We start from the raw sequence: 17,047 nt of genomic DNA, 5'->3' as shown, positions 1-17,047 counted from the left end.
GAATCATGATCCCCAAGGTGTACCGGTCCGGGCCGCGCACGATGATCACGCTGGAGGTGCGTCGCCGGGAAGTCCTCTCACCGGGTTTCGCCAGTGTCACGCTCGGCGGCCCGGGCGTGCGGGACCTGACCGTCACCGGCGGGGACCAGGCGGTGCGGCTGTTCTTCCCGCGCGAGGAACAGGCCACGCTGCGGATGCCCACGATCGCGAACGAGGCGTGGATGGCCCAGCTGCTGGTGATGCCGCGGTCGGTGCGCCCGTGGGTCCGCAACCTGACGATCCGGCGGGTGCGCCCCGCGGCCGGCGAGATCGACATCGAGTTCGCGGTGCACGGGGACTCGCCCATGTCGTCCTGGGTGCACCGGGCCGTGCCGGGCAGCCCGGCCGGGATCTTCGACACCGGCAGCGTGTACCGGTTGCCGCCGGACGTACGCCACCAGGTGCTGATCGGGGACGAGACCGCGCTGCCCGCCATCGCGTCGATCCTTGACGGCCGGCCGGCCGGGCTCAGCACCGACGTCTATGTGGAGGTGGCGGCCGCCGCCGATGTCCGTGAGACCGGGGCGCCCGACGGTGTCCGCGTCCACTGGTTCAGCCGTGACGACCGGGACGTGCGGCCCGGCACCCTGGCGCTGGACGCCGTACGCGGCGCGACGCTGCCGTCCGGCCGCTTCTACACGTGGGTCGCGGGCGAGTCCCGGCTGGCCACCTCGGTCCGGCGGCATCTGACGGGCGAGCGCGGGGTGCCCAAGCGGGACATCTCGTTCATCGGTTACTGGCGCCTCGGCCTTTCCTCGCCGGGCTGAAGGGAGCGGACCCATGCAACAACTCTCCACGGTCGCCGACATCGAGGCGATCATCGGCCGGCCGGTCGACGCGGTGATGCGCAAGCAGATCGACGCGCTCGACGACGGGTGCCGGCGGGTGCTGGCCGCCGCCCCGCTGGCCGGCCTGGGCTATCGCGACGCCGAGGGCCGCCAGCGCACCACGGTGGCCGGCGGCCGGGCCGGGTTCGCCGAGGTCGAGTCGCCGCGGCGGATCTCGCTGCCGCTGCCGGCGGGCGAGCCGGAACCCGTCGCCGGCGGCGGGGTGTCGTTCGTGTTCCTGCTGCCCGGCGTCCGTGAGGTGCTGCGGATCAACGGGACCGGGACGGTCGCGGCCGGCCGGCTCGTCGTCGCTGTGGAGCAGGCCTACGTGCACTGCGCCCGGGCGGTGGGCCGTTCCGGACTCTGGGCGGCGCCCCGCCCGGCGCCGGCCGGTGGCGCCCGTGCCGGGGACGGGCCGCTCGCCGATCCCCGGGTCGCGGCTTTCCTGGCGGCCACGCCGTTCCTGGTCGTCTCCTCCCAGGACGCGGGCGGCGACAGCGACAGCAGCCCGCGCGGTGACAACCCCGGCTTCCTGAAGGTTCTCGACGGCCGGACCCTGGTGGTGCCCGACCGGCGCGGCAACAAGCGGGCCGACACGTTCCACAATCTGCTCACCGACGACCGCCTGTCGCTCGTCGCGCTGGTGCCCGGGCGCCTGGAGGTGCTGCGGCTCAGCGGGACGGCGCGACTCACCGACGATCCGGAGCTGCTGGCCACGATGGCGGTCGGGGCGCAGGTCCCGCACGCGGCCATGGTCCTCACCGTCGTGGAGGCGACCGTCGCGCCGAGCGTGGCCGTCGAGTCGGCGCAGGTGTGGGACCGGACCCGGCACGTCGACCTGGACGCCGTGCCCGATCTGAACGCCCTGGCCGCGGTCCATCTCGCCTCGAACATGTCGCGGGGGTGGAAGGGCCGGCTGGTGCGGCTGATCGCCCGTGGCCTCAGCCGGTATCCGCGGCTGACCCGCCCGCTGATGGGCTCGATGTTCAGCAAGCAGCTGCTGAGCGAGGGGTACGGGGAGAGCCCGCCGGTGCCGCCCGCGCCGGGGCGGGCGGTCCGGGTGGCCGAGGTCGTCCGTGAGACCGCCGAGGCGACCACGCTCGTGCTCGAGGACGTCGAGGGATCGGTGTTCGACTTCCTGCCGGGCCAGTTCTTCACCCTCGTGCTGGACATCGGCGGCCGAACCGTCCGGCGGGCGTACTCGGCGTCGTCCGCGCCGGGATCGACGCGCGTCACCCTCACGATCAAGCGTACGACTGACGGATACGCCTCCGCCCACGTGCGCGACGTCGTCCGGCCGGGCGACGACCTGCGGATCCTCGGCCCCTCCGGCTCGTTCCACGTCGACCGGCCGTACCGGGAACTGGTGCTGCTGGCGGCCGGCAGCGGCATCACCCCGATGATGAGCATCATCCGGTCGGTGCTCGCCGGTGCCCAGGACACCCGGATCACGCTGCTCTACGGCAACCGGACCGAGGCGGGCATCATCTTCTCCGCCGCGCTCGCCGACCTGGCCCGGGCGCATCCCACCCGGCTGAGCGTCCATCACGTGCTCTCCCGGCCGGGCCCGCAGTGGGGTGGCCGGCGTGGGCGCCTCGATCCGGAGACCGTCGGCGGGGTGCTGGCCGAGCTGGCGCCCGGCGCCGGCGCGCACTTCTACAGCTGTGGCCCGGCGGGCATGCTGGCCGGGGTGAACGCGGTCCTCGACGAGATCGGGGTGCCCGCCGAGCGCCGCCACGAGGAGACGTTCGGCAGCCTGCCGGCCCGAGCCGGTGCCGGCGTGGAGCAGAAGATGACCGTCGGTGACCTCGGCACGGTCACCGTCGCCGCGGGGCAGACGCTGCTGGACGCGGGTCTCGAGGCGGCGCTGCCCCTGCCGTACTCCTGCACGGTCGGCAGTTGCGGCGAGTGCCGGATCCGCCTGCGCGCCGGCGAGGTGACGATGGCCGAGCCGAACTGCCTGAGCCGGGCCGACCGCGACCGGGGGTTCATCCTGGCCTGTGTCGCGCAGCCGCGCACCGAGGTCGTGGTCGAGCTCGATTCACCGAAAGCGGGGTCCGGCGGGCCGGGCGCGCGATAGCGTCCGGCCGTGATGTCTCGACGGTTGTTGCTGCTGCTGGACGTGCTGTGCCTGGCCGGCGTCGGATGGTGCGGCGTGCTCATCGCCACGCTGCTGCGGGGCGACACGGTGATCGCGACGGGGCCGGCGGTCACCGTCGCCGCCGCGCTGGTGCTGCCCGGCTTCACCGCGGGCATCCTGACCAACCGGCGTGCGTTGCGGGGGCGCCGGCCACAGAGCTGGTTCATCCGTACGGTCTGGTCGCCGCCCGTCGATCTGCCCCGATGGGGTCTCGTGCTGGCCGGTGCCGTCCTGCTCGCGTTCTGGGTGGCGGGGATCAGCGCGTTCGCCGGCTTGAGTGAGAACGTGCCGCCCGGTGACGCCGTCGCGCAGGACCGGCAGGTACGCCATGAGCAGCGCATCACCCTCGGTGTGCTCGGTGGTGTCGGGACCGGTGGCACCGCGCTGGCGGCGTCGAGTCTGCTGCGTGAGCGCCGTCCGGCGGGCCGGGGTGCGGCCGTCACGCGGCGCACGGTGCAGCGCCGTCCGGCCTGAGTGCGAAACACCACCCACGCAGAGCTGAACTTCGATGCCCGCTATGTTCGTATCTCTCGGTGGGGAACCACCGGGAGACACCGGGGTGGGCGTCGGGTCCCGCGATGCCCACCCCGGGCTTTACTCAGACCAGGCCCTCGCGCTGGGCGACGGACAGCGCCGGGGGCGGGGATTTCGAGAAGACCTCCAGCAGGAAGTCGTCCTCCTCGTGGCGGGCGGTGCGGGTGAGCCCGGGGGTGGCGGCCAGCGCCTCGTGGACCCGGTCGCCGCTGCGGGCGTGTTCGCCGACCGGCCACCGCCAGTGCACGGCGATCAGGTCGCCGTCGGGTGTCAGCGCGCGGGGCAGGCGGCCGAGCAGCACACCGAGGTCGGCGTCGTCGAAGTAGTAGCCGAGTTCGGAGAGCACCACGAGGTCGAACGTGCCGTCGGGCCAGTCCTGCGGCATGCTCGCCCGGCGCACCTCGACGCCGGGTAGCCGCGCGGTGCGCTCCGTGGCGGTGGCGACCGCGGCCTCGACGGCGTCCACGGCCAGCAGGTGGTCGCAGCGCTCGGCCAGGCGGGCGGTGAGCATGCCGGTGGAGCAGCCCGGCTCGAACGCCGACGCGTACCGGCGCCGCGGCAGCGCCGCCACGGTCAGGGCGTGTTTGCGGGCGTCGTACCAACGGGACTCGAAGTTCCACGGGTCGGCGCTGTCGGCGTACATGCGCTCGAAGTAGGTGATCGGTGTCGTCATGCGAAAACCACCTCGAAGGGTCGGGCGAAACGGGCGAGGACGTGCGGCGGGAGGATGGCGGCGTCCGCCTCGGCCGGGCCGAGGGCGGCGATCTGGCTGGGGAACGCGGCGATGGCGGCCGCCTTGGCCGCCCGGGCCGCCGGTGACAGGTCGATGCGGTGGGCGCGGTGCCAGGGCACGAGCGGGTCGGCCGGGGCGGCCCAGTGCCAGGTCCAGATCGGGTATTCGAGCAGCCGTGCCCCGGTGGCCGCGCAGGCCCGCGCGGCGGCCCGGCCGACCGTCTCGTGGTCGGGGTGCCCGTCCTCGCGCCAGGTCGCCAGGCACCAGCGGCCGGGGGTCAGCAGGCCGGTGAGCGCCTCGGTGACCGCGTCCTCGTCGATGCCGCCGTCGGGCTGGGCGAGCCGGTGCACCGCCGACGAGCCGAGGCCGAGGCGGGACAGCGCGTCGGTGGTCTCGGCCCGGCGGATCCGGGCCAGCTCGGCGCGGGTGTGCACGGTCGAGCCGGGGTGCGAGGCCTCGCCATCGGTGACCGCGACCAGGTCGGCGGCGCCGAGGGTGGCCATGAGCCCGGCGACGCCGAGGATCTCGTCGTCCGGGTGCGGGGCCACCACCAGCGGCGGGCCGGGCGGGTCGAGCGGCAGGCCGGGCCAGTGCGCCATCGCACCCCAGCCGGTCCAGTCGGCTTCCGTGGTGCCCCGGCCGTCGATCGCCATCACCATGGGGTCTCCTCCTTCACGAGCAGGCGCCCGAGGTGTTCCAGGTCGGACTCGGCGTGGCTCTGGCGCAGGTACACGGTGAGGTCGGCGACGCGCCGGGCATGCTCGCCGTCGCGGCACAGCGGGCCGGCGCCGAGCGCCCGGCCGACCCGGTCGACGACCTCGGTGGCGGTGCGTTCGACGGTGGCGCGGACCCGCACGGCCAGGTGCTCGGCGTCGGCGCGCGGGTCGGCGTCGATCCGTGCGGCGGCCTCCGCGAGGACGGCGCCGGCGGCGCCGAGGGCCACGTCGACGGCGCCGAGGTGGGCGAGGCCGTGCGGGCCGAGCGTCGGGCCGGCGGTGCGCAGGGTGTCGGCGACGCCGAGGGCGCCGCCGTACCAGCAGGCGGCGACGCCGATGCCGCCGTGCCAGAACCCGGGCCGGTCGACGTAGGCGCCGGGTCCGCCGACGGGCCGGGCGGGGGCGGCGGCGAAGCGTACGGTGCGGCTGTCGCTGCCGGCCATCCCGATCGCCGGCCAGGTCCCGTCGAGTGCGGTGGCGTGCGGTGCCTCGTTGCGGACGGCGAAGAGCCGGATGCCGTCCCCGGTGTCGGCGGTGACCAGGGCGTCGGTGCACCAGGCGGCACCGGAGCTCCAGGGGCGGTCGCCGGTCAGCGTCCAGCCGTGAGCGCTGTGCCCGGCGCGTACCGAGGAGGGCGCCGCCGCCCAGACGCCCCAGCGTGCGCCCGGCTGGTCCTGGGTCCGGTCGCCGAGTTCGGCGCGGATGGCGACGGCGTCGGCGTGGCCCTCGGCGAGCCGGGCGTCGACGAGGTCGCGGCGGGCGATCGCGGCGAGCCGGCGGAACCGTTCGGCGGTGGCGCCGTGGCCGGGAAGGGGCAGGTTGTCGAGCTCCGATGGCGGCACGCCGATCGAGTACCCCTCGACCGGCGGCTCAATCCGGCGTCAGTTCGCGGGGCGGCGGGGTCCGCGGGGCAGGCGTCGTTTGACCGGGCCGCAGCAGCCGCCGGGCCGGGTGGGACCGGACGGGCGGGTCGGCCCGAACTCCAGCAGGCGGGGCCGGTGCCGGCGGGAACCACCCGGGCGCATCATCCGACGAAGTCCTGGGTCATCCAGACGATGCCCTTGTCGTCGCGGACGACGCTGAGGCCGATGCGCTTGAAGGCTTTGCTGAGCAGGTTCTTGCGGTGGCCGTCCTCCGGCGGGACCTCGGCCAGCATGCTGTCGGTGAGCCCGTCGGCGGCCTTGACGTGTTCCGCGTCGCTGGAGCCTGCCGAGCCGAAGCCGATGTTCTCGCCGGCCGAGCTCCAGGTGACGCCCTGGGCGCTGAACCGGTCGCCGATGCCGCCCTCGCCGGAGCACTGGTGGGAGAGCCCGCAGCCGTCGATCATCAGCTGGTTGTGCAGCGCGGCGGCCTTGGAGAGGTCCTCGTCGAGCGTGTACGCGGCGAGCCCCTCGTCGGCGCGGGCCGCGTTGATGTGCGCGAGTACCCGGTCGAGGACCGAGCCGCTGGTGTCGGGGACCTCGGCGGCGGCGGCCGTCGGTGTCCTCGACGTCTTCGAGGGTGTCGGCTTGGGGGTCGCCTTCTTACTGGGCGACTTCGTGGCCTTCGGTGTGGGTTTCGTCGTCGCCGGCGTCGACGGGGAGACCGACGCCGGCGACGAGGCCGGTGCGGACGGCGCCGCTGACGCCGCGGTGTCGTCCAGCAGCAGGTCGGGGCCGGTCCCGGTGTCGAGGTCGATGGTCGGCTGCGCCTCCAGCGGCGCGTTGGCCGAGGCCCGGTCGGCCGCGTCGGATCCGCTGCGGTTGAATCCCACGACCGTGAATCCCACCCCGATCACGACGGCGGTGGCGCCGGCCGCGAGCGTGTACCGGAATTGGCGGGCGGCGGTCATGGACACGGAGCGGTTCACCTCGGATGTGACGCGGGACGCACCCGGACGAGGGCACGGCGTCGCTCGGCACGGCGCCCACCGACTATGCGGGCTGGTCGCGCCGCCCGGGGCCCACCTCAGGAGCCCTTAAGGATCGACTCACGAAGACATAAGACCGGTTGCCCTCCGGCACCGCGATCAGCAGGATCCGGGGCTAAGGAGGGCAGCCGGCCTGGCGCTCACGCTTCAGGGCACCCAGGACAGGAAGCGTTCGTACAGGTCGGCGGGGGTGGGGGCGCCGGTCGCGGTGAGGTCCTCCACCGCGTCGTACATCGTCGAGGCCATGTAGATCGCCAGGTTCGCCGGGTAGCGGTCGTACTGCTTCATCAGCTCCTCCTTGGCGTTCACGCAGGGCCAGGGGCATTCGCAGACCAGGCAGTCCCAGGACGGGCGGGCCGCGAGGTGCTCGGTCCGCGGCAGCAGCATCAGCGGCTCCCGGCGTGCGGCACGGCGTCACCGTCGGGCAGGGGTTGCCCGTGCCGGTCGCGGTCCGGGCAGGGCCAGCTCAGACCGCAGAAGCAGCGGGTACGCCGTAGCGCCCGCCGGACCGGCACATGTCCCTGAGTCATCGCCATCCCTTCCCCGTCCCCCATGATCACGTTCGGCAATGTGGGGACTACACAGAGGAGGGTGCTTGACCTAGTCTCAGGCTTCAATGGATGACAGCGAGATTCCCGAGATCAGATTCTCGCTGTCTCGCTCGAGACGATCCGGTCGTCTCGTTCGTAACAACTGCAAACTTTCCGACATTGGAGGTCCTCGTGAGCACCGAAACCGGCTCCACGGTGCCGAGGCGACAGGCCGGCCGGCTGATGAAACAGCTCCGGGAACGCGCCGGCATCTCCCTCATGGCCGCCGCCGAGGAGCTGGAATTCTCCCGGGCCCGGATGTACCGGATCGAGAACGGGGAGGTGTCGCTGCGCAAGCACGACGTCCTCGCGATGTGCGCTTTCTACGGCGCCAACGATCAGATCACCGAGGTGCTCGTCGGCCTGGCCCGCGAGTCCAAGGCCAAGGGCTGGTGGCACGCCTACGGCGACGCCGTGCCCGGCTGGTTCGAGTTGTACGTCGGCATGGAAACCGCCGCTGAGCGGCTCAGACTGTACGCGCCGAGCGTCATTCCGGGCCTGCTGCAGAACCGCGAGTACGCCGAGTGGGTCTTCCGTAAACGCGCCGGCCTCGACGAGGCCGGGGTGCAGAACGCGGTCGCCGTGCGCCTGGAGCGCCAGGAACTGCTGCGCCGGCACAGCCCGCTCCCGCCGGTCCTCGAGGTGATCGTCGACGAGGGCGTGCTGCGCCGCACCATCGCCGACACGCTCGGCATGCAGAAACAACTCGCCCACCTGGTCAACATCTCGCAGCGCCCCGGCGTCGGGGTCCGGGTCATCCCGTTCGCGGCCGGCCCGCACACCGCGTCGAGCGCCGGTTCGTTCACCATCCTCGACTTCCCCACCGTGGGGGCCGCCGCACCGGAACCGACCACGATCTACTCCGAAAATCTGACAGGAGCCCTCTACCTGGACAAGCGCCACGAAGTGGAGACTTACAGTGAGGTTTGGCGCGAGCTGGGTAACGTGGCACTCGACCAGCGTGCGTCGGAAGACCTGATCGGCGCGATCATCAAGGAGAGCGATGGCTGACCTGACCGGTGCCCGGTGGCACAAGAGCACCCGCAGTGGCAGCAACGGCGGCGACTGTGTCGAGGTCGCGGCGAATCTCCCGGGAGTGGTCGCCATGCGCGACAGCAAGAACCCGGAGGGACCCGCGCTCGTCTTCCCCCGTGAGGCGTGGCGCTCCTTCATCGAGACGCTGAAGGAGCAATAGTCACGGGGTGACCGTCACCGTCGAGCTGCCCGATCCCGCCGAGCTGTGGCACCGGTGGGTGACCATTGCCGCCGCGCTCACCACGATCGGGTTCGACGACACCTGGTCGCTGCCGGACGGCGGTGGTGCGCACCACGACGACGGTGGCGGCAACTGGGCCCATCTCGACCTCGTCGAGGGCGGGCGCGCCGTGCTCTACGGCTACGACCACGAGTACAGCGCGACCGCCCACGCCACCCCGCCGCTGGACCTGCTCGCCGGGGCGCCCCCGTGGCTGCCCTGGACCGTGCTGCTGGACCACGCCGGCGACGACCAGCTCGGCTACGTGCTGTGGCACGAGGACGGGCGCTGGCACCGGGTCGCGTACCCGGACGGCCTGGACGACGGTCTGCAGCCGACCGCCGGACCGGTCCTCGACGCGCGGGCCACGCTCGCCGAGCTCGCGAGTTTCGTCTTCGAGTGGGGTGAGCACGACGTCGACACCCCGCACGAGCGTGAGCAGGTGGCCTCGGCGGCGGCCCGGTTGCTGGCCGGGACCGGTCCGGACGAGCTCCGCGACCTGTTCGGGCGGCTCACCGGACCCGTCGTGGACCCGCGCCGGGGCCTGGCCGTCGCGGCCCGGGGCGGCCTGACCGGTGACCCGGTCCCGGTGCTGAACGCCGGCACCCGCCCGGGCCGGCGCACGGTCCGCAAACTCAGCGACACCGAGCACGACCAGCTCGTCTGGGCGGCGATGCGGCGGGCCGACGAGCGCGCCCGCCCGGCCCCGGTCACCACCGGGGAGCTCGGCGCGCTGGTGACCTGGCTGCGCTCGCGGGCCCCGGGCGCCGACGGGCGCTGCTCCCTGCTGGTCTACGCGGACGAGAACAGCCTCGCCGCGCACCACGGCGACCACCCGCCCCGGGAGAAGCCGGGCGAGGGCAGCTTCGGCATCTTCCGCGAGCTCAGCGACCTGGTCCGGCGCCTGCGCGCGGCGGAGGCCGACGACACGTACGGGCGATGGCTGTTCCTGCACGTGGAGACGACCTCCGGCGGGTTCACGATCGAGCGTCGCTACGACTCCTGGCCCCCGTGGTGGGCGGCGACCGGCGGGATGGGCCCGTGGCGCGGCAACCTCCGGGCCGAGATCGACGCCCGCGGCCCCCAGTGGCGGCCGGACTGGACCGCGTTGCTGAGCCCCGAGGTCGCCTACCGGCCCGCCGACTAGCAGGCGCGCCGGTACGCGCCCAGGTCCTGCTTCTTGAGGACGGCGGCGAAGCCGAGCTTCCTCGACGCGGGGCAGAACGTGGCCGGCGCGACCTCGTACTCGATCTGGAACACCGGCTTGCCCCGGGTCACGAACGGCTTGAGCAGGTCGCACTCGTGGAAGTACGCGCACTGCTCGTTGACCGCGAAATCGAACGCGCCGACGAGCGCCGGGATCTGGTCCAGGTCGTTCTTGAGCCCCACGGCGAGACCGAGGCCGTGGGCGAGAGCGGCGATCCGCCGGTTGTACGTGAGCTGGTCGGCGGCGGTGAGCCCGACCCCGTTCTTGTTTGCGTACCCGTCCATGTTGTCCGGGTCGACCGCGTCGAAGCCCTTCGCCCGGCAGCTCTGGAACCGGGCCCGCATGATCGGGCCGAGCACGTCCCAGCGGCGCACGTCGAGCCACTTCTCGCCGGGCCAGCCGTCCAGATCGGCACCGAGGACCGCCGCCGGGAACCTCTTCGCGTCGGCCCTCCAGTCCTCGTACGATCCGGCGCTGACGTAACAGATCGCCTTGACGCCGCGCTGGTGCAGCCGAGCCACCTGGGCCGCGGTCGTACCGTCGCCGTCCAGGTCGAAGACCGTGACCGGGACCGTCAGGTCGATCGGGCCGGTGAACTGGATCTGCCAGCGGGTCGCCGCCGACGCCTTCGGCCGCCACCAGCCCGCCGCCGCCTGCGCGGGTGTGGCGTAGCCCAGCAGCACGAGCAGCACCAGCCCAAGACGGATCATCACGGCGTGATCCATCGGCAGTACAGTGCGCGGCGTGAGAAAACTCCTCCAGAGCATCGCGCGGGCCGTCACCGGCCGCCGCCCTGCCCCGGGCCCGCTGGGCGTCTCGAACCCCGCGCCCCCGGCCCGCAAGGCCCCGGGCCACGTCCCCACCCAGAGCCGCGGCCGGCACGTCGAGTACTCGCCGAACCTCGACGGCGACGCCGACCCGGGCGAGATCGTGTGGACCTACGTGCAGTACGAGGACGACCCGAACCAGGGCAAGGACCGTCCCGTGCTGGTGGTCGGCCGCGACGGCCGTACCCTGCTCGGCCTGATGCTCTCCAGCCAGAGCGACCGCGACGGCCAGCACAACTGGTTCGGCCTCGGCCCCGGCGCCTGGGACCGCGAGAAGCGCCCCAGCTGGGTGCGCCTCGACCGGGTCCTCGAGATCGACGAGGACGGCATCCGCCGCGAGGGCGCGATCCTCGACCAGAACCGTTTCACCGAGGTCGCCGGCGTCCTGCGGCGCGACTACGGCTGGAACTGAGCTCCCGTCCGCCGTCCCCGGCCGGGCATAAGCGCGGCCGGGGAACGGTTGACCACTACCGTGGCAGGCATGGATATGGACAGAATGGTCGGTTTCGGCGGCAAGCAGGCCTGGCTGGCGATCCGCGACGGGAACCCCGCCGAGGTGCTCGAGGCCCTGGGCCTGCGCGACCTCGGGGAGACACCCTGGCGCGAGGGCATCGACATGGCCCACCTCAGCGACGACCGGGTCGCCATCACCCCGCCGCTGGCCGGCGCCCGCGGTGAGACCTGGGTGCTCGCGGCCGGCCGGTTCCTGCAACGCCCCGACGTCGTCGTCGACGTCACCGCGCTGTCCAAGCAGCTGCGCACCGAGGTCCAGCTCTTCGAGACCCACCGGGTCACCGAGCTGCACCGCTGGCAGCGCGCCGCGGACGGCACCCTGATCAGAGCATTCGGGTACGTGGGTCAGACCGGTGACGTCACGTCCTGGTTCGGTGACCCGGACGTGGCCGAACGCGCGGTCGGCCTCCCGGCCGGCATCACCCGCCCCGAGGAGCAGGAGCCGGCCGAGTCCATCGACGCGTTCGACGCCGAGCTGGCCGAACTGCTCGCCTCCGAGTCCGAGGACGACGACGAGGTGAGCGTGCTGGTCTCGGAGCACGACGTGCTCCAGGTCGCCGACGCGTGGAGCCTCGACCCGACCCGGCTCGACGGGCACCCGGCGCCGGGCCCGCTGCGCATCGGTGCCGCGGGTTAGGCCGGCGCCGTGCGCAAATACGTGATCATGGGTGTGCAGGGCAGCGGCAAGGGCACCCAGAGCGAACTGCTCTGCGCCGACCTCGGCCTCGTGCACATCAGCGTCGGTGACATCTTCCGCTGGCACGTGCAGAACCACACCAAACTCGGTGCCCAGGTGCGCCGCACCATGAAGGCCGGTGAACTCGTCGGCGACGACCTCGTCGAATCCGTCGTGCGGCAGCGCCTCGACCAGCACGACTGGAATTTCGGCTTCATCATCGACGGCTTCCCCCGCAACGGCCGCCAGGCGGAGTTCTTCATGGAGAGCTACGACATCGACGGTGTCGTGCACCTCGAGCTCCCCGACGCCGAGGTCCGCCGCCGCGTGCTCAGCCGCCGGCTCTGCCCCGGCTGCGGCATGGACTACAACCTCATCGCCGACCGGCCCGAGCAGGAGGGCCGCTGCGACATCTGCGGCACCCAGCTCGTCGTCCGCGAGGACGACACCCCCGAGGCCCTCGCCGCCCGGCTGCGCGACTACCACGAGAAGACCCGGCCGGTCCTCGAGCTGTTCCGCCGTAAGGAAGTCGTGTACGACATCGACGCGCGTGCCTCCGCCGACGAGGTCCAGAAGGAGATCCGCAAGGCCCTGCACCTGCCTACATCGTGACGACCTGACGGCCCAGCACGCCGCCCTTCTCGAACGCGCGGTGCGCCTGGGCGACGTCGTCCAGCGGATGGACCTCGGCGATCACCGGGCGCAGCGAGCCCGCACCCACCAGTGCGGCGACCTCGTCCAGGCGCTGCGTGCCCGGGTTCGCGCTGAACGTACGGATCCGGCGTGACCCGTGCACGGTGGACGCGGCGATCGCGGCGATGGCCCCACCGGACAGCCCCACGGTGACCATCCGGCCGCCCGAGCCCAGCAGGCGCCGGTACCGGGCCAGGTCGGTGCCGACGGTGTCGACCACGACATCGAAGTGCCCGAGCTGCCCGGCGGTGGTCGTGCGGTAGTCGAGGACCCGCTCAGCGCCCAGCTCCGTCAGCGCCTCCTGCTGCCCGGTGCGGGCAAGCGCGGTCACCCGGGCCCCGAACGCGTGCGCCAGCTGGACCACCGCGGCCCCCACCCCACCGGCCGCGCCCCGGACCAGGACACTCTCCCCGGCGGCCAGGCCGGTGGCGTCGCGCAGAGCCTGCACCGCGGTGACGCCGGGCACGACGAGCGCCGCCGCCTGCGCCGCGGAGACCCCCGGCGGCATGGCACCGATCCGGTCCGCGGGCACGACCACGTACTCCGCGCAGCCGGCCAGCACGTGCTTCTCCCGCGGGTGGACCAGACCCCAGACCGGCTCGTCCGTGCCGGCCACCACGCCCGCGAAGTCCAGACCGACACCGATTGGGAACTTCCGCCCCGAGACGATCTTCACGGCTCCGGCCCGGACCAGCGCGTCATGCCCGTTCACACTCGACGCCCCGACCCGCACCAGGACCTCACCCGGACCGGGTACCGAGACGTCGACCTCGCTGATCCGCAGAACGTCCGGGGCACCGTACGAAAAAATCTGTGTGGCCTTCATGGCGGCTGATCCTGGCGCTCCCGGTGGAGATCATGGTCGGCCCGGTTTTCCTGGGACAACCGGACCCACCCTCGGGCCGCGGCCCCGGCGCATAATGGCCGCCATGGCCGACGACCCCCGGCGCGACCTCGCGGAATTCCTCAAAGCCCGGCGCACCCGCCTGAGCCCGGCCGACGTCGGCCTCGAACCCGGGCCCCGCCGCCGGGTGGCCGGCCTGCGCCGCGAAGAACTCGCCCTGCTCGCCGGCGTGAGCTCCGACTACTACCAGCGGATGGAACAGGGCCGCGACGTCCGGCCCTCCGAGCAGGTCCTCGACGCGCTCGCCCGGGCCCTGCGCTTCTCCGCCGAGGAGACCCGCCACCTGCACACGCTCGCCGCCGCGGCCCGCAAACCCACCCGCCGCGCCCCGCAGCGCGGCCCCGGGACGGTGCCACCCACCACCATGCGCCTGCTCCACTCGATCAGCGGCCCGGCCGCGGTGATCAGCGCGTACCTGGACCTGATCGCCTGGAACGAACCCTGCGCCGCGCTGTTCGGCGACCTCACCGCCCTGCCCCGCCCGCAGCGCAACATGCTCGCGATGCTGCTGGCCCCCGGCGCGGACCTGACCTGCCCCGACCGGGCCGCCACCGTCGGTGAGATGACCGCGATGCTGCGCACCGCCGTCGCGGCCGACCCCGGACATCCCCGCGCGGTCGAACTCGTCGGCGCGCTCGCCGTGCACAGCGTCGAATTCCGGACGTTGTGGGGCCGGCACGACATCGAGGAGACCACCCGGGGGCGGATGCGGCTGCTGCACCCGGTCGCCGGCGAACTCAACCTCGACTGGGACGCCTACCGGCTGCCCGGCGTCACCCCCGGGCCGATGATCGTGGCGTGGACCGCGCCGGAGGGCAGCCCTGACGTTCAGCTCCTCGCCTCGATCGCCTCGCAGACCTTCTCCACGACCGCCAGCCGGGAGTAGTGCTTGTCGTCACCCGGGATGACATGCCACGGTGCCTTCTCGTGGTCCGTACGCTTCAGCATCTCCTTGATCGCGTCCTCGTAGGCCGGGCGCTTCTCCCGGTTGCGCCAGTCCTCGTCGGTCAGCTTCCACGTCCGCAAGGGGTCACCGGCCCGGTCCTCGAACCGGCGCAGCTGTTCCTCCGGCGACACGTGCATCCAGAACTTGACCATGATCGTGCCCTCGTCGGTCAGCGTCCGCTCGAACTCCACGATCTCCTCGTAAGCCCGGCCCCACTGCTCCGGCGAGGCGAAACCCTCGACCCGCTCGACCAGCACCCGGCCGTACCAGGACCGGTCGAACACCGCCATCCCGCCCCACCCCGGCAGCTTCGGCCAGAAACGCCACAGGAAATGGTGCCGCTTCTCGTCATAGGTCGGCGCGGCGAACTGCGACACCCGCACATGGCGCGGATCCAGCGGTGCCACCAGCCGCTTGATTGCACCACCCTTGCCGGAGGCGTCCCACCCCTCGAAAACCACACACAACGGCGGCCCGATCTTCTGCTCACCGATCTGGCCACCCAGCGTCAACCGCAGCCGGAGCAACCGCTGCTGCGCCTCCTCCAGCCGGGCCACGGCCTTCTTCTTCGACAGCTCGACAGGGGGAGCGGCGGAACCCAGACGACTCATCCCAGCAGTATCCCGCTTGGTCGGCGACGCCGGTGTGCAGGACAATCGGTATGTGACTCTCGTTGACGACATGCAATGGCGCGGCCTGATCCAGGACTCGACCGACCCCGACGAACTGCGCAAGCACCTCGACGGCGGCTCGATCACCTACTACGTGGGCTTCGACCCCACCGCCGCCTCCCTGCACGTCGGCCACCTCATGCAGGTGCTGACCGCCCGCCGCCTGCAACTCGCCGGCCACCGGCCCCTGCTGCTCGTCGGCGGAGCCACCGGCCAGATCGGCGACCCCAGCGGCCGCTCCAGCGAACGCGTCCTCAATACCGCCGACATCACCGCCGGCTACGTCGACCGGATCCGTCACCAGCTGTCCCCCTTCGTCACCTACGAGGGCGAGAACGCGGCCACCCTGGTCAACAACCTCGACTGGACCGGCGCGGCCACGGTCATCGACTTCCTCCGCGACGTCGGCAAGCATTTCCCGGTCAACAAGATGCTCGCCCGCGACGTGGTCAAGAATCGCCTCGAGACCGGCATCAGCTTCACCGAATTCAGCTACCAGCTCCTGCAGGCCAACGACTTCTACGAACTGCACGCCCGGCACGGCTGCAGCCTGCAGTTCGGCGGCTCCGACCAATGGGGCAACATCACCGCCGGCGTCGACTTCGTCCGCCGTCGCGGAGCCGGCCCGGTCCAGGCCTTCACCACCCCGCTCGTCCTCAAGGCCGACGGCACCAAATTCGGCAAGAGCGAGGGCGGCGCGGTCTGGCTCGACCCGGCCATGACCAGCCCGTACGCGTTCTACCAGTTCTGGGTCAACGCCGATGACCGCGACGTGGCCAAGTACCTGCGCTACTTCAGCTTCAAGACCCGCGAGCAGATCGAAGAACTCGAAAAAGCCACCGAGGAACGCCCCCAGGCCCGCCTCGCCCAGAAAGAACTCGCCTTCGAGATCACGGCGCTCGTGCACGGCGAACACGAGGCGACCCAGGCCGTGACAGCAAGCCAGGCACTGTTCGGCCGAGGCTCCCTGGAAGACCTCTCCGCGGAAACGTTGCGCGCCGCCCTGGCCGAGGCAGGAATGACGCAGGTACGAGGTGAGCTCCCGTCCGCGGCAGCTCTCCTGCTGCAATCAGGTCTCGTGAAGAGTGGGGGAGACGCCCGCCGCACCATCAACGAGGGCGGCGCCTACCTCAACAACGAACGCATCACCGATCCCGAGTCCCCGATCCCGGACACGGCGCTGCTCCAGGGCCGCTTCCTGGTCCTCCGCAAGGGCAAGCGAACCTTCGCCGGCATCGAACGCCTCTGACCCACCCCCGGGATACCGGCCCCGCCCCATCTCCGCTGTCTCTTTGGTGCCCCCTTCGGGCGGGCCGGCCCCTACCTCAGCCCATCTGCCGAACCTGACATTCACTCCCAGTTCAGACCCGATTTCCCCGGATGTGACCCACGTCCTGTCACACGGATTTGACGTGCCGGGCCGCTTCGCCGTAACTTTCTCCCTGCCTGGAGCGCGGATCGCAAGATCCGCACCGAGGGCAGGAGAGCCCGGCAGCCAGTTGATCAATCAGCTGGATCGCCGGATCGGGTGGTGCGCTTCTTCGCTCTACGGGGCGGATTTGGAGCTGCGAGGCCAACCGGGTAGTGTTCTCCGAGCCGGCAGGGAAACGGACGCGGAAGCGGACGGCCTGCCAAACCCCAAGATTTAAAGCATCGGGTTCGACCGCGTGCGGTTTCCGGATCCGGTACTGAGTCGTGGGGAACTTGCTTCGAATTGTTGGTGTGGATCTGGTTGAGACCGGATTTGCAACAGGGAAACGAAGCGGGTAAAGTTGAACGAGTGCCCCGCGGACGGGCCGCCGAGTGAGGCGGTAAGTTTGGTGGTGTGTGGTTGTTCTTTGAGAACTCAACAGGGTGCTAGATAAGC

The 17,047-nt window shown here is 72.0% G+C and carries 19 protein-coding genes; 11 read left to right on the top strand and 8 right to left on the bottom strand.

Annotated elements, in window-relative coordinates; genetic code table 11:
- The first annotated feature begins 5 nt into the window (after window positions 1-5).
- The 3 genes from ACIA6A_RS32975 to ACIA6A_RS32965 are packed head-to-tail and all read left to right on the top strand — an operon-like array spanning window position 6 to window position 3,480.
- Window positions 6-806, top strand: coding sequence for a siderophore-interacting protein (locus ACIA6A_RS32975; RefSeq protein ID WP_396101883.1), 801 nt, complete (start codon window positions 6-8; stop codon window positions 804-806).
- 13 nt (window positions 807-819) lie between these two features.
- Window positions 820-2,946, top strand: a complete 2,127-nt coding sequence (locus ACIA6A_RS32970; protein WP_396101882.1) for a 2Fe-2S iron-sulfur cluster-binding protein — start codon at window positions 820-822, stop codon at window positions 2,944-2,946.
- A 9-nt stretch (window positions 2,947-2,955) separates the two neighbouring features.
- Window positions 2,956-3,480 carry a hypothetical protein gene (locus ACIA6A_RS32965; RefSeq protein WP_396101881.1) on the top strand — a complete coding sequence of 175 codons (525 nt, stop codon included), beginning with the start codon at window positions 2,956-2,958 and terminating at the stop codon, window positions 3,478-3,480.
- A 124-nt stretch (window positions 3,481-3,604) separates the two neighbouring features.
- Here the strand turns inward: ACIA6A_RS32965 and ACIA6A_RS32960 are convergent, their stop codons facing one another.
- From ACIA6A_RS32960 to ACIA6A_RS32940, 5 genes are all read right to left on the bottom strand, one after another.
- A complete protein-coding gene (locus tag ACIA6A_RS32960) occupies window positions 3,605-4,213 on the bottom strand; it encodes an SAM-dependent methyltransferase (RefSeq protein ID WP_396101880.1) in 609 nt (202 codons plus the stop codon).
- The gene (locus tag ACIA6A_RS32955) at window positions 4,210-4,932 is read right to left on the bottom strand and encodes a PIG-L deacetylase family protein (protein ID WP_396101879.1); all 723 of its coding nucleotides are present in this window, start codon (window positions 4,930-4,932) and stop codon (window positions 4,210-4,212) included. Before ACIA6A_RS32955 ends, ACIA6A_RS32960 begins: the two co-directional genes overlap by 4 nt.
- Complete coding sequence (locus ACIA6A_RS32950) at window positions 4,926-5,831, bottom strand: acyl-CoA dehydrogenase (protein WP_396101878.1); 906 nt, start codon at window positions 5,829-5,831, stop codon at window positions 4,926-4,928. Before ACIA6A_RS32950 ends, ACIA6A_RS32955 begins: the two co-directional genes overlap by 7 nt.
- 182 nt (window positions 5,832-6,013) lie before the next feature.
- Window positions 6,014-6,820, bottom strand: coding sequence for a CAP domain-containing protein (locus ACIA6A_RS32945; RefSeq protein WP_396102131.1), 807 nt, complete (start codon window positions 6,818-6,820; stop codon window positions 6,014-6,016).
- Between the two features lie 225 nt (window positions 6,821-7,045).
- The gene (locus ACIA6A_RS32940) at window positions 7,046-7,285 is read right to left on the bottom strand and encodes a hypothetical protein (protein WP_396101877.1); all 240 of its coding nucleotides are present in this window, start codon (window positions 7,283-7,285) and stop codon (window positions 7,046-7,048) included.
- A gap of 335 nt (window positions 7,286-7,620) precedes the next feature.
- On the opposite strand from ACIA6A_RS32940, the gene ACIA6A_RS32935 reads away from it, so the two are divergent.
- From ACIA6A_RS32935 to ACIA6A_RS32925, 3 genes are read left to right on the top strand one after another with little or no spacing between them, the layout of a single operon-like run.
- Window positions 7,621-8,499, top strand: a complete 879-nt coding sequence (locus tag ACIA6A_RS32935; RefSeq protein ID WP_396101876.1) for a helix-turn-helix domain-containing protein — start codon at window positions 7,621-7,623, stop codon at window positions 8,497-8,499.
- Entirely contained in the window at window positions 8,492-8,683 is a 192-nt protein-coding gene (locus tag ACIA6A_RS32930; RefSeq protein ID WP_396101875.1) for a DUF397 domain-containing protein, read from the top strand. The genes ACIA6A_RS32935 and ACIA6A_RS32930 overlap by 8 nt, the downstream gene beginning before the upstream one ends.
- A 7-nt stretch (window positions 8,684-8,690) precedes the next feature.
- The gene (locus tag ACIA6A_RS32925) at window positions 8,691-9,890 is read left to right on the top strand and encodes a hypothetical protein (RefSeq protein WP_396101874.1); all 1,200 of its coding nucleotides are present in this window, start codon (window positions 8,691-8,693) and stop codon (window positions 9,888-9,890) included.
- On the opposite strand, the gene ACIA6A_RS32920 is transcribed toward ACIA6A_RS32925, so the two are convergent.
- Entirely contained in the window at window positions 9,887-10,660 is a 774-nt protein-coding gene (locus tag ACIA6A_RS32920) for an endo alpha-1,4 polygalactosaminidase (RefSeq protein WP_396102130.1), read from the bottom strand. The two genes, ACIA6A_RS32925 and ACIA6A_RS32920, sit on opposite strands and share 4 nt — an antisense overlap.
- Window positions 10,661-10,694: 34 nt before the next feature.
- Between ACIA6A_RS32920 and ACIA6A_RS32915 the strand changes: the two genes are divergently transcribed.
- The 3 genes from ACIA6A_RS32915 (at window position 10,695) to ACIA6A_RS32905 (ending at window position 12,578) form a co-directional block, all read left to right on the top strand.
- Window positions 10,695-11,189: a type II toxin-antitoxin system PemK/MazF family toxin gene (locus ACIA6A_RS32915; protein WP_396101873.1), complete on the top strand. Its 495-nt coding sequence runs from the start codon at window positions 10,695-10,697 to the stop codon at window positions 11,187-11,189.
- Window positions 11,190-11,258: 69 nt separating this feature from the next.
- Complete coding sequence (locus ACIA6A_RS32910; protein ID WP_396101872.1) at window positions 11,259-11,927, top strand: hypothetical protein; 669 nt, start codon at window positions 11,259-11,261, stop codon at window positions 11,925-11,927.
- A gap of 9 nt (window positions 11,928-11,936) precedes the next feature.
- The gene (locus ACIA6A_RS32905) at window positions 11,937-12,578 is read left to right on the top strand and encodes an adenylate kinase family protein (RefSeq protein ID WP_396101871.1); all 642 of its coding nucleotides are present in this window, start codon (window positions 11,937-11,939) and stop codon (window positions 12,576-12,578) included.
- Here ACIA6A_RS32905 and ACIA6A_RS32900 read toward each other — a convergent pair.
- Entirely contained in the window at window positions 12,568-13,485 is a 918-nt protein-coding gene (locus tag ACIA6A_RS32900; protein ID WP_396101870.1) for an NAD(P)-dependent alcohol dehydrogenase, read from the bottom strand. The genes ACIA6A_RS32905 and ACIA6A_RS32900 overlap by 11 nt on opposite strands.
- 103 nt (window positions 13,486-13,588) lie before the next feature.
- On the opposite strand from ACIA6A_RS32900, the gene ACIA6A_RS32895 reads away from it, so the two are divergent.
- Window positions 13,589-14,449: a helix-turn-helix transcriptional regulator gene (locus ACIA6A_RS32895; RefSeq protein ID WP_396101869.1), complete on the top strand. Its 861-nt coding sequence runs from the start codon at window positions 13,589-13,591 to the stop codon at window positions 14,447-14,449.
- Here the strand turns inward: ACIA6A_RS32895 and ACIA6A_RS32890 are convergent.
- A complete protein-coding gene (locus tag ACIA6A_RS32890; protein WP_396101868.1) occupies window positions 14,392-15,120 on the bottom strand; it encodes a polyphosphate kinase 2 family protein in 729 nt (242 codons plus the stop codon). The two genes, ACIA6A_RS32895 and ACIA6A_RS32890, sit on opposite strands and share 58 nt — an antisense overlap.
- 70 nt (window positions 15,121-15,190) lie before the next feature.
- On the opposite strand from ACIA6A_RS32890, the gene tyrS reads away from it, so the two are divergent.
- Window positions 15,191-16,429, top strand: a complete 1,239-nt coding sequence (gene tyrS, locus ACIA6A_RS32885) for a tyrosine--tRNA ligase (RefSeq protein WP_396102129.1) — start codon at window positions 15,191-15,193, stop codon at window positions 16,427-16,429.
- Window positions 16,430-17,047: the final 618 nt, after the last annotated feature.

Origin of the sequence: Actinoplanes sp. NPDC051494 (genome assembly GCF_044454705.1) — a bacterium.
Lineage (GTDB): Bacteria > Actinomycetota > Actinomycetes > Mycobacteriales > Micromonosporaceae > Actinoplanes.
The sequence above is the reverse complement of the archived record's forward strand: the minus strand, read 5'-3'. Positions and strand labels throughout refer to the sequence as shown.

Coding starts and splice junctions, on each gene's coding strand:
- ACIA6A_RS32975 (WP_396101883.1), top strand. CDS start 6: ATGATCCCCAAGGTGTACCGGTCCGGGCCGCGCACGATGATCACGCTG.
- ACIA6A_RS32970 (WP_396101882.1), top strand. CDS start 820: ATGCAACAACTCTCCACGGTCGCCGACATCGAGGCGATCATCGGCCGG.
- ACIA6A_RS32960 (WP_396101880.1), bottom strand. CDS start 4,213: ATGACGACACCGATCACCTACTTCGAGCGCATGTACGCCGACAGCGCC.
- ACIA6A_RS32955 (WP_396101879.1), bottom strand. CDS start 4,932: ATGGTGATGGCGATCGACGGCCGGGGCACCACGGAAGCCGACTGGACC.
- ACIA6A_RS32945 (WP_396102131.1), bottom strand. CDS start 6,820: ATGACCGCCGCCCGCCAATTCCGGTACACGCTCGCGGCCGGCGCCACC.
- ACIA6A_RS32940 (WP_396101877.1), bottom strand. CDS start 7,285: ATGCTGCTGCCGCGGACCGAGCACCTCGCGGCCCGCCCGTCCTGGGAC.
- ACIA6A_RS32930 (WP_396101875.1), top strand. CDS start 8,492: ATGGCTGACCTGACCGGTGCCCGGTGGCACAAGAGCACCCGCAGTGGC.
- ACIA6A_RS32920 (WP_396102130.1), bottom strand. CDS start 10,660: ATGATCCGTCTTGGGCTGGTGCTGCTCGTGCTGCTGGGCTACGCCACA.
- ACIA6A_RS32910 (WP_396101872.1), top strand. CDS start 11,259: ATGGATATGGACAGAATGGTCGGTTTCGGCGGCAAGCAGGCCTGGCTG.
- ACIA6A_RS32900 (WP_396101870.1), bottom strand. CDS start 13,485: ATGAAGGCCACACAGATTTTTTCGTACGGTGCCCCGGACGTTCTGCGG.
- ACIA6A_RS32895 (WP_396101869.1), top strand. CDS start 13,589: ATGGCCGACGACCCCCGGCGCGACCTCGCGGAATTCCTCAAAGCCCGG.
- ACIA6A_RS32890 (WP_396101868.1), bottom strand. CDS start 15,120: ATGAGTCGTCTGGGTTCCGCCGCTCCCCCTGTCGAGCTGTCGAAGAAG.
- tyrS (WP_396102129.1), top strand. CDS start 15,191: ATGCAATGGCGCGGCCTGATCCAGGACTCGACCGACCCCGACGAACTG.